Here is a 1686-nt window from a genome sequence, read left to right as displayed (position 1 = left end):
CCAAAGTATCAAGAATGATCTTCTTACGTTCTTCTCCAATAAACGACATGCCTGCCAGCCCCCTCTTATCCTTAGCCGTGTTTCCCGCTACTTAATGAGCCCTGTCTCAGCCTGTGCTTCAACCTTGTCGAGCCAATCTCCAGTACAATGGCAAAGAAAAGTATGAAATACGTTAAAGCCCCGATCTCCCTGATATCGTAATAAAGACTGCCGGCCATATATAAATCGTAGCCGAGTCCTCCAGCTCCCGCGGCAGCCCCCATAGCCAGCGCATTGGAAAAATTCATTTCCAGCCGTAGAAACGTCCACGAGATCAAATAGGACAGGGAGGAAGGGAACACAGCTTGAAATACGATTTGTAACCGGTTGGCGCCGCTTGCTTTCAACGCCTCGAGCGTACCGCTATCGATTTCTTCGAATGCCTCGGAATAAGCTTTCGTCAAGTAGCTTATCGTATGCCATGTCATCCCGATAACTGCCGCCACACTCCCCAGTCCAGAGGAAACGGCAAAGATGAGGACCCATAATATGGTTGGTACTGCCCGAATGACCGCGACTACGGCCCTGACGAATCCTGACACTTTATTGCCGCTTAAATTGCGTGCCGCAAGCAAGCTGAGTCCGAAAGCAATAATGGCGCCAAGTATCGTCGTCAGCACGGCAAGTCCCAACGTAATGAACGCGGAATAGACGGCCTTCCCGAAGGTGAAATGTTTGAAATGCGGCTCCAAAAACATAAGCCTGAAGTTGTCGAGCATTAGAAGTATACCTTCGCCAAACGGGACGTACTTACTCTCCAGATTGAATAGGGCGTACAGCGTAATGACGGCGATGACAAACAACGTGACTTTGACTGTGAAATTTGCTCTATTGAACGGCTTCCTGCGAAGCGGCTCCAATGAAACGGGAGCGGCGATGCGCGATAAGTCCATTTCCGAGTTGTTCGGTAACATATTAATCCCCCTACACGATGAATCTGCGAATAGCATTGGATATCAATTCGATGACTAGCACAGCCATCACAATGACGAGTACGACTAGACTGGCCGAAGCATAGTTTAAGCTTTTATAGTAAAGATCGAACGAGAAACCGATCCCCGTTCCGGTCAAAATACCTACCAGCGTAGCGCTTCGAATGTTCGTCTCTACCATATACAGCAGCCAGCTAATCATCTGAGGCGTGCCGGACGGGAGAACAGCTCTGCATACGATCGATATATATCCGGCCCCCGAAGCCTTCAATGCCTCTACGGAGCTGCCGCTGACCTCGTCGATCGTCTCCATAAACGCACGCGTCAAAAATCCAAAACTCGCAAATAAGAGTGCCAGAAAGCCGGTTAGCCCGCTCTGTCCGAACGAAAAAAGCAGCACCATCGCCCAGGCAGAAACGTCGACATTCCGAAACAAGGTCGCGATAAATCGGGAAGCTGTACTGAAAAATCCGTTTACCTTGGTCGTATCCGACCCCAGTACAGCAAACACGACAGCGCCAACAGCTCCAACAGCAGCAGCTGCGATGGACATGACAAGCGTATCCAACAGCTTCGACATGATTCTCGGAAGCTTAGATATCGCCTTTGCATCGGGATAGAAATTGGACGCTGCCCACTTTATCGCTTCGGGGAAAGAGAGTACACCCTTCGCAAGATTAAACTGAGTTAAGGCGGACGCCGCCCAAGCGATCAT

At 49.9% G+C, this 1686-nt stretch carries 2 protein-coding genes; both read right to left on the bottom strand.

Features of this window, described 5'->3' with window-relative positions:
• Positions 1-71: 71 nt before the first annotated feature.
• Entirely contained in the window at positions 72-953 is an 882-nt protein-coding gene (locus tag AC1DWN_RS33445) for a PhnE/PtxC family ABC transporter permease (protein ID WP_477563137.1), read from the bottom strand.
• Positions 954-963: 10 nt separating this feature from the next.
• On the bottom strand, positions 964-1686 hold a 723-nt coding region (locus AC1DWN_RS33440), incomplete at its 5' end, for a PhnE/PtxC family ABC transporter permease (protein WP_477563136.1).

The sequence above is a fragment of the Paenibacillus sp. P4_A7 genome (genome assembly GCF_056402455.1).
The sequence above is the reverse complement of the archived record's forward strand: the minus strand, read 5'-3'. Positions and strand labels throughout refer to the sequence as shown.